Genomic DNA, 8,291 nt, shown 5'->3' on the forward strand with positions numbered 1-8,291 from the left:
GTAACCCAGGCTCTGGTTGTCCCGTATCCTCCATCCTTTATCACAAGCCAGAGCAAGGCCAGGGTCATTTCGTCAACCTTCTCCTCATCGTATTCCATGCCTTTGACCTCCGGAATATATTTTCAGAGTATCCCCGGCTTCAATGAGTGTTTTGTCAAATGTGTAGGTCTGACCCCTTTGAGTTCCGCTGCCAAGATTTTGCTAGGCATAGCTTCAAAACCCGGAAAAATTAAAGATGTGTCTTTTTTAAGGTTTCTTGAAAAATATCCAACAGAATATGTCCTTTATCGTAAAATATTTCCAAATCTGAGAACGTCATTTGGATATCTTCTGTGTGAGCAGCCGTGTCCCTATTGGTGATAATATTATTATAATAGGTCTCTTCTTTTTGATGCTCCTTTTTGCGTTCATTAAATTGATTTTTATACTCCGGGCCAAACAAATTCAACACATCGGCAAGCGCGCTGCTTTTCCTTCCCCGAATAACTGAGGATGAGCAAGCTTTAAAGAAACTTACTAATGGAGCATCCTCGTCCTTGAGAGAACTAACACGCTGTTCGATAATACAACAAATTTCTTTTTCAAATGCTGCACACAATAGAACCAAAAGAGCTCTTGTTAAGAGTGATTCTACTTCAGTCCCGTTAATCTCAGCTTTCGCGATATGCTCTTTGCACATCTCCACCATCTGGTCAATTTTTTGTATTCTCATCTCATTCAAACAAAATTGATTCTGCGCGTGCAAAACGCAGGCCAATTCGCTCTTTATCTGTTGTACTTTCTCTGGTAGCTTTTTCAAAATCAGGATCTCTCTTTAGCCCTTCATAGCGAGAATTTAAATTTGAAGGGATTGCATCAAGGTGATTGGAAACCGTTGACATTACAGCATCAAAAACAGCGGCGTTTAAACCCGCGCGAATGTGGAAAGGCTTATCACCTAAGTATTTCAAAATAGTGTCACATGTTCGGCAGAAGAGGACTCTTGTCGAGTTTCTCACCTCATCAGATGGGTTCCTATTCTTTCTCATATATTTTGAGAGGAAATCTTTTAATGGTTTTTCGTATGCCTCTAAATTTCGCATAGCAAAAAACCGCAACAATAATTCTATATCCCTTTTCCGTGTATCTGGATCAGGCTTTCCGAGAATTCTTCGCCATTTTTCATAATGGTTTAGCTCATCCAAAAAAGAAACAAAACTGCCGTTATAGACACAGTTGCGTACTTCTTGGTTTGTAAGTAAAGTACCTCCGGTATTCAGCCTTTCAAAAATGTGATACATGCTTGTATCATCATCAGGATCAATTTGTTGAACTATAAATGAACGAAGCACTTTATTTTTTAGTTTGCGCTGATCCTCATCTTCCATATCTTTATATGTTTTCCTGAAGAAACAGCTTTTTTGGTTTAACCCTGTAAGTAGAAAAATTTTCCTTTTGTCATCCTCCGGTTCCCCAAAATACCCTTCAAAAAAATAAAAAATGCTTTTTAGCCTCTGTTGTCCGTCAATTACAAAAAGCTGTTGAGATTTGGTCTCGTTATACAGAAAAATTGCTGGTACCGGTAGACCCACAAGAAAGGATTCGATGAGCTTACTTGCTTGAGCCTGCTTCCATACGAAACTCCGCTGAAAGGAAGGGATGTTGATTTCTCCACTTTTCCATTTCGAATACAAAACCTCAAGTGTGTAGTCTGCAGGGAATGTTACAATATTAAAATCGGGGGGTGCACTTTCATAATCTTCGTCCTCTGCCTTTATCGGCTCTAGCAGAATGTCTGCTTCGATTGCTGTCGCTCTCTCATACTCCAAACGCCCATTAGATTCAGATGTTATTTCCATGTTTGTACCCCCATCGCTTGTTATTATCTCCTTCCATATTTTACTTTATTGAGCTTGTTTTTTAAATTAAACCCCATAGACATAACCTTGAGGACTCAGATCTACACTTTTGACAAAGTCTACATTCCTCCCCCATAACAATTCATCTTCTCGGGAATTAGCTTCTGGGTCATCCTCCAAAGATCTTTACCCCAGGAACCTGCCGGAATCCGGCAGGATAAGGGATACGATCTTGCATCCCTTATCTCCGAATTGTTTCGGGATGATCCGTTTTGTCAATGCGGGTCTGACACCTATGGCACCTTATAAAATATTTACTCACCGTGCTAATCTACCGCCACTGCCCAATTTTCCACAGCCACGACGATTTCGCTTTTCAGAGAACCGAGGTTCCTTTCAATTCCATCGAGGTAATCATCCCCAAGGTGCCGTCGCAAAAAGGCTAATTCATCCTTTAGCCGCTGGACTTCTCCAGTTTTGCCAAGCTTAATGTCAAGTTCGGCGAAACGCCTTAAGGTAAATTTGGGGAGGGTCCGAAAATCCCTCAGATCACGAATAAGGGTTCTGATGAAAGGTAGATCTTCCTCCAACTCGCTACCAAAGTGTCTCTGAGCGGTTTTAAGGTTGGACATTGCTTTTGTTTCAAGAGACGTATCACTAGCGCTTGAACGCAGAACCTCCGAATAGTTTTTCATCTTCTCGTAGTTAGACCAGAAGAGAGAGCTCATCTCAAGCCTTGGTTCAGAATACCCGCACTGGATAAGGGGCAGACACTCTTCAAAAAGTATGGATTCCGGGTCAGTATCACTTTCTCCTTCAAGAAGAGAAACAAAGAACCCCAGGGATTTTCTTCTGCATATAACAAGTCCGTACTTTTCTGCATTTTTTGCGGTTTTCACCCGTGAGGGAAGGTCTTTTATACGCCGAATCACGTCCGGGTGTTCCTTTTCTATGAGGCTGAGTTCGCGACGGATCCTGGTTAATATACCTTCCTCTTCTGATTCTTCGGGGTTGCGGCTGATCCTGGTGAAGAGTTCGGATGGCACCGGGGTTTCATCAACATCGAATATTTTTGAATCCTCGCCCAGTGTGTTGTGTATAAGGAACATCTTATTTCCCGCAATTTCCCTGCTCCTGACTACAGTAGAGCCCTGTTCCGTTGGGAAGAAGTTGAATATCCGCAATTTTTCGAAGACTTTGGCGCCGATCCTGTTTATCCGGCCCAGGCGCTGTATCACGCGCGTCGGGTTCCAGGGAATGTCGTAGTTGATGATGGCCCCCGCCCTATTCAAATTGAACCCTTCGGACAGTTTGTCACTGGTAAGGAGGATTCGATAATCATCCTTCTGGTTCCTCTTTTTAACGCTGGCATCGAAGTTCGCAAGAATCTCCTCAAGTAGCTGTCCATTTAAACTGCCCTGCACAGAGAGGACTTGTCCCGGAAAAGCGTCCTGAAGCATGGGCTCAAGGTGTTTTACAGTATCAACATATTCAGAGAATAGTATGACTTTGCGAGGTGGTTCCGCGCCATTTTGAGATTCGTTCAGGATATCTCCTATCTCTTTTACCAGTCTTTCTCCTTTTGGGTCGTTTTCAACAAGGCTCAATTGATCGATCTCTTTAGCAATCTCCACGAAAAGAGAAAGGTCGGAGGCAATATCGACCATGAACTCCTCCTTACGTTCAAAGGCGTTAACATCGTAAATTCTGTCGTTCCTGGGTCTTCGCTCTGCCTCCAGGGCTATCGCGAATTCTTCAAGCATCTTGTCGATTTCATCGGGGTCAAGGTCGTAACTGCGCTCCACGAGTTTCCTGTCCAGGATATACCTGCCTCCGGAATTATCAATAAATTCCTGGACGCAACGATGAACTCTGATAAAGTTTTCGACGCTTCGTCTGAAAGAACCGAATGAACTCTCAAAGCGCTTTACAAGCAAACGGCGCATAAAGTCGTACAAGTTCCGTTGCTGCTGGAAGGCCCGGTTTTCGAGTTCGTCCATCTCCTCGGTATCTTTTACGCTTTCATAGCTGAAGGGCTGGTAAATCGCTCCGGTAAACCTTCCATTTTCTCCAAAATACTCTTCGATAACTCGATCATAGAAAGCCGACTGTTCCTTTGAAAGTTCAAAAAAGAGCTCCCTGGGGTTTTCTACTTTTGAAAGCTCTTCGACTTCTTCTCCATAGACAGGATCATTTATCAAGTCCAGCCTGTTTCTTCGGATCATTACGGGCTGAAGAGTCGCCCGAATCCGCATTGAGAGTGTATGGGCGCGGGTTTTGACAAGTCTCAAGTCGATCGGGAGTTCCCCTATCAGTTCCTTGTAGAAGCGCTCCGCTCTGGTTTTTTTCTCGGCATTTGCAGAGTTCCAGTTTTTGCTGATAAAGGAGAGTCTAAAGAAAAGATACTGGTAATGGGAGAAACGGGCCTCCAGGTTCTCATCCAGCGAAATTTTGGATTTTCCAGGAACAATAAAGAGCTTCAAGAGAGCAAAAATATCAGCCGGTGTGTTGTTGAAAGGTGTTGCCGTCAGAAGGATTGTTTTCCGGTTCTTGCAGATAACGCTGAGATGCTCGTATCCTGTCGTGTCCTGGTTGCGGAAGCGATGGACCTCGTCGACAATAACTACTTCTATATCTCTTCCCTGATCCTGGAGATACTCTGCGACATTTTCAAGATCGCCGGACGATCTAACTTCCCAATCGTAAAGTTTGAAATCGTGGACATATTTCTTCCACCCCGATTTCCCGTTGGGATCACCTATAAGACTTGGCGGGCATATGATCATGCCTCTTCGACCAAGATTTTTGGCCACCATTCCCGCAATAACCGATTTGCCAAGGCCGACAACATCGGCAATGACCACGCCGTTATAATTCTCCAGGACAGTAAGCGCCTGGTTGACAGCATCTATCTGGTAGGAATAAACACGATACCCCCCCGACTCCAGCAGCCTGATCACCAGTGGTTTCACTGTTTTCTGCTCCTGGAGTTCCGCATAGGTTTTCAGAATAAGCGCATAAGCCTCGAACGGGGTTACTTCCGCGGCCTGGGTCCGATTTTTGACGATATCCAAAAGCCTGCCCCGTCTTGAATCGTTTTCGGTAATCGGGACCGCGCTCTCCCAGAGGGCGTCGAAATACTCTTCGGCCTCCTGGGTGCCGTAATCTCCTATCTCCACGTTGAATTCGTTCTGTTCGAGTATCCCAGCCCGAGTGAGGTTGCTGCTTCCGGTAATGAATTTTGTATCGGCTATTCCTCTAAGGTGTTCCTGGATCTTGAAAAGATAGAGTTTGGCGTGGTTCGGGTCGGCCGTCCTGCGAATCAGAAGGCGGTTGCCATCAACAAGATCCAGGAAGAAGCGGACCTGACTATAGAAATCCTCCGAATCCAGTTCTTCATCGTTTAGGGCTACCTTGAGAGAGTCGAAGAACCGCTCGGCCTTATCCTCGTTGGTAAGGCTGCCGGAGGCTGGACCGTGCTCGACGATGCGCCCCAGAGTGCCATCGACTTCAAGCCCCACCAATATCTTGACGATGATGTCATCGCGGCCCGCCAGAGAACCCGCGACTTCCCGCCAACCGGAAAAGTAGAAGAATCCGACCAGAAATTTCAGCTCTTCGCTGTGTTCGATCAGTTGTGAAATCCTCTTCTTGAGTGTCGCTTCTGGAGCGTTCGTAATAAAGGCGCTTTTTCTCATGTCTGCCTCCTGGATATTTCGACTAAACGCTTCTGGCGCGGGAGATCCTGTTCCAGACAAGCTGGCAGACGGCCCGATAAACTTCCTTGCGCTCCTCTTCGGTCAAATCCAAAGCATCGAAAACGATCTTATCTAAGGCGGCACGGTCGGGAAGCGGATTGGGGTCTTGCTCAGATATAGGTATACCCAATTCCGGGTTGATACCGATCTCTTTGAATACTGATTGGATCTCTCTATTTAAAAAAATTTCCTTTTCAGAAAAGAAAAAACATCTTACTAATGACTTGGGGATGATAAACATTTTTATATCCTCAGCACTAAACTTTATTGCGCCACCTCCTAAATTTACCAAGCCTAAAAGCTCTCTTTGTAAGATGCAAAAAGTCGAATTTATATATAGAGCCAAGCTATCTTTTGGAATACCTTCAGCAATAAGTCTATAAAACTCCTTCCCAACAACACCTAGTCCGTTCAACAGAACAAGATGTTTCTCACCAAAAGTCCTTGGAAAGAGGACATCTGCAAGAACTCGAGAGTTCCCAGTATCCTTTACACCCTTAATAATTACTTCATTCTCAGATATGTTAATTCTACTTGCATCCTTAATGCTTTTAATGAATTTTGTTTTTGGAAAATTATCCCCGACATTATTATCATGAACATAGCCTATGATTTTTACAATTTTTTTAGATCCAAGAACCCCGTCGAATTTCAAGAATCTTATTTCATTCGAATTAATCAGATGGAGGTAAAAATCTGGGGCCCTTAAATATTTTCCACCCCACTTGTTACCCGTATATATACCTGATATAGAGTTTTGGCCTTCTTCAGAAATATCCATTCCTTCTTCAAGCAAATCTTTCGCTGAAGTTGGAACAACCCTCATTGTTTCGCCGGTGAAGCAACTTTTACTTTCTTCAATGGCAAGCAGGTTTTCTGTAAAAACCGATTCCTCGAAAGGCTTTCTGATAGAAACAAACCGGAGCAGGTTATCAAGAGAGTGCTCTCTCTCTTCAGGAGCACCCATGACTGTGATAACCGTATTAATATCCGCATTCGCGAAGCTGCGTTTGGCCTGGTTGTCAAAGATAAAATGCACAGGCACATTCAGGAGCAGGAACTCCTGCAGCCATGCCCCATAACCCACATCGAGCCATGAGTTTGAACATATAAAAACATGGATGCCTTTTGGGTTGAGAATCCGGAGGGAGCGGATGTAGAAGTAAGTATAAAGATCAGATCTCCCGTTGATCGACCGACCCGACCCGAAATGTCCAGGGAAATCAAGAGCAACCATCTGCCTTAAAAGTTCTTTGTATTCTGTCGCCGATTCTACTTTTCCGAGTGGGTCTTTGATTTTTTCTTTACTGACATAGGGGGGGTTGCCGATAACTACGTCAAACCCGCCTTTGTCAAAGAATATTTCCGAAAACTCTATGTTCCAGACGAAGGGATGATCTGCAACAAGTTTTCGGCACTCAAGCCGCAACTCGTCGGCCTCGCTTTCCAGTTCGGCTATGCGCTCCTGATTCTGCCTCAGGCTCCGGTCTCCGATGCCGGTTTGGCCTTCCGAAAAACCTAAACCACCCTGCCCTTCCTGACCAGCCATGCTTCCACGCAACTGTGTCAGCACCGTTTCCTTCTGTTTGATCTCTTCTTCCAGAATCGTACGGAAAACCTGGTACTCCTCCTGTCTTACGAATTCATACGTTTTGCCCCGATTGAAAAAGAAATCATATTTATGCTTTTGGAGGCTTTTCAAACGGCGTTTCGCTGTTTCGCCTATCAGTGCGTCTCCTCGCACCGGGAAAAGTCTCCCTCCCACTCTCTGAACAAGGGAATCGCCACATCGAACCTTGAAGCCCAGGCTGGGCAAAAGAGGCTCCCTGGACATCCGAAAATCTTCCGGCATATCTATAAAAAGGGTCAGCCAGAGACGAAGCTGATTGATCCACACAGCCCACTTTTTCACCTCTACCCCGTAGAGGGTGTTGGCAATGATCTCTTTCTTTCTTTCAAAAGAATCCAGTTTCTGAATATCCTCTGGAAAATGCGGACGCCTTTCAAGATTATCGAGCGCATCATGCAGAACATGAAGCATCCCAACCTCGAAAGCTCCGGACCCTGCCGCCGGATCACAAACAGTCACCCTGGAAAGCAGACCGTGCAACTCTTTCATCTCTCTGGGCGAAAAATCACCCTGGTGCTGATCTTCTTCAGATTCATCCCCCGAACCAAGTTCGCGGAAAAGGAAACGGTAAAGATCTTTTTTGCCGCATGTGCTGTTTTTTTCGAGCCACTTGACAAGCGCTATCCGGCACATAAAGTCGACTTCAGTACGCGGGGTATAGACCGCGCCGTCTTCCTGGTTGACCAGGCGCTCGAAGATTATTCCCAGAAATTCGGGGTTCAGCTCAAGCTCCTCGTCCGTGATAGTGTTCTCGTCGATCGTGAAGTTGTACTGGGCGAGAAAATCGAAGAATTTCTCCACCTGCATATCCGGTATTGAATATCCAATATCGTCCAGGCCTGGAACCTGCTTGAATAGCTCCCCGTTAAGGAAGGGGGCCATCTGAAGGACTTTTTCTGTATCAGGCGAAAATCTGTTGTTCCCATAGGCCACTTTGGAGCCGGGAGGTGAATTGAGAGCTTCAAAAAACAGAGGCTTGAGCCAGCGAATGCATAGGGGTCAAACCTACACGGCCTGTTGCCCAAATGACGTAAATGAGGGGAAAAATGGGGTAATTTCCGGTAA

4 protein-coding genes are annotated in these 8,291 nt (G+C 45.2%); all 4 read right to left on the bottom strand.

Annotated elements, in window-relative coordinates:
- Positions 1–229: 229 nt before the first annotated feature.
- The 4 genes from Q7J27_15175 to Q7J27_15190 all read right to left on the bottom strand — a co-directional run bounded on the left by Q7J27_15175 (position 230) and on the right by Q7J27_15190 (position 8,159).
- Positions 230–712, bottom strand: a complete 483-nt coding sequence (locus tag Q7J27_15175) for a HEPN domain-containing protein (protein ID MDO9530481.1) — start codon at positions 710–712, stop codon at positions 230–232.
- Position 713: 1 nt separating this feature from the next.
- Positions 714–1,838 (bottom strand): DUF262 domain-containing protein, encoded by a 1,125-nt coding sequence (locus tag Q7J27_15180; protein MDO9530482.1) that lies wholly within the window; start codon positions 1,836–1,838, stop codon positions 714–716.
- Between the two features lie 326 nt (positions 1,839–2,164).
- On the bottom strand, positions 2,165–5,536 hold the full coding sequence (locus tag Q7J27_15185; GenBank protein MDO9530483.1) for a helicase-related protein: 3,372 nt from the start codon (positions 5,534–5,536) through the stop codon (positions 2,165–2,167).
- A gap of 22 nt (positions 5,537–5,558) precedes the next feature.
- Complete coding sequence (locus Q7J27_15190) at positions 5,559–8,159, bottom strand: Eco57I restriction-modification methylase domain-containing protein (protein ID MDO9530484.1); 2,601 nt, start codon at positions 8,157–8,159, stop codon at positions 5,559–5,561.
- Positions 8,160–8,291: the final 132 nt, after the last annotated feature.

The organism is Syntrophales bacterium, from assembly GCA_030655775.1.
Taxonomy (GTDB): domain Bacteria; phylum Desulfobacterota; class Syntrophia; order Syntrophales; family JADFWA01; genus JAUSPI01.

Bases quoted from the DNA above. Each gene is read 5' to 3' on its own strand.
- Q7J27_15175 (MDO9530481.1), bottom strand. From the start codon at position 712: ATGAGAATACAAAAAATTGACCAGATGGTGGAGATGTGCAAAGAGCAT.
- Q7J27_15185 (MDO9530483.1), bottom strand. From the start codon at position 5,536: ATGAGAAAAAGCGCCTTTATTACGAACGCTCCAGAAGCGACACTCAAG.
- Q7J27_15180 (MDO9530482.1), bottom strand. From the start codon at position 1,838: ATGGAAATAACATCTGAATCTAATGGGCGTTTGGAGTATGAGAGAGCG.